Source organism: Streptomyces synnematoformans (assembly GCF_039531005.1).
Lineage (GTDB): Bacteria > Actinomycetota > Actinomycetes > Streptomycetales > Streptomycetaceae > Streptomyces > Streptomyces synnematoformans.
On sequence record NZ_BAAAPF010000668.1, the window covers coordinates 1 to 1291 of the forward strand.

Annotated in this window: 1 pseudogene; it reads right to left on the minus strand. The window is 81.4% G+C overall.

From position 1 onward, the window contains the following. Positions 1–941, minus strand: a pseudogene (locus ABD317_RS37010) (hypothetical protein); the annotation flags it as partial. Between the last annotated feature and the right edge of the window lie 350 nt (positions 942–1291).

Genomic DNA, 1291 nt, shown 5'->3' on the forward strand with positions numbered 1-1291 from the left:
GGGAACGCCGTGCGGCGGGTGGCGCCGCCGTCGACGGCCGCCAGCAGGTCCGTCAGCCGGTGGGCCAGTTCCGTGCGCCCGAGCCGGCGCTCCAGCAGGAGCAGCGCCTCGACGCACGCGCCGATCCGGTGCGGCGGCACGGGCAGCGCGCGGCGCCCGGCGCCGCCGTCCGCAGCGGGCGGCAGGTCGACCGGGCGCCAGCGCTCGGACGTCCGGTGGACGAGCACGGCGAGGGCGGCGTCGACGTCGAGGTGCGCGCCCTGCAGCCAGTCGGCGAACTCCTCGTGCGCGAAGCGGTAGCCGGCGCCGGCGGGCACGAGCAGCCCTTCGGCGAGCACCGCGGAGGCCCACCCGATGAGGCCCGCGACGTGGTCCGGCACCCGCCAGGGGAACAGCTCCTCGAACGCCGCCCGCTCCAGCTCCCCCTGCCCCGGCCCCAGACACCGCCGCGCCGCCTCGTGCACCCGCCCTGCCACGTGCGCCGCGAGCCGCCCGACGGCGGCCCCGTGGGGGCCGCCGGGGCCGGCCTCGCGGGCGAGCCGGGTGGCGATGCGCAGGCACACGAGCGCGAGGTACGCCTCGAACACCTCCCCCCGCCGCGCGCCCGACGCCGCGGGGTCGATGCTCTGCGCCGCGGGGGCGATGCTCTGCGCCGCCGGGGCGGGGCCGGTGCTCCGGGACCCCGGCCCCCCGGGCACGCCGGGCGCCGGGGCGCGGTGCGGGGGCGCTACGGAACCGGGGCTCACGCCGGACGACGTCACGTCGTACCGTGCGGACCCCGTCCCGTCCCCGCCCGGCACCGCCACGGCGCCGGACGCGCCCGCGTCCGTGCCCGGCGGCTCCGCCGCCCCGGACCAGCCGGGCGCGGAGGCAAACCCGGGCGAACCCGCCGCACCCGGGCCCACGCCGAACGACTCCGTCTCGTACCCGAAGGGCTCCACCCCCGCCCCACCCGGCACCGCCGCCGCGGCGCACCCACCCGCACCCGCGCTCGGCGGCTCCGCCGCCCCGGACCCGCCGGGCACGGAGGCACGCCCAGGCGAACCCGCCGCGCCCAGGCCCACACCGGACGACTCCGTCTCGTACCCGAAGGGCTCCACCCCCACGCCGCCCGGCACCCGGGCCGCGAGAACCGGACCCGCGCTCGCCCCCGCCGGCTCCGCCACAGCCCGCGGCGGAGCCCCCGCCGCTCCCCGGACTTCGCCCGCTCCCGGCGGCCCGTCTCCGGCCGGTTCCGCCGTGCCGCGCGCAGCCGCACCCGCTGCTCTTCCTGACTGCGCCGCATCCGACG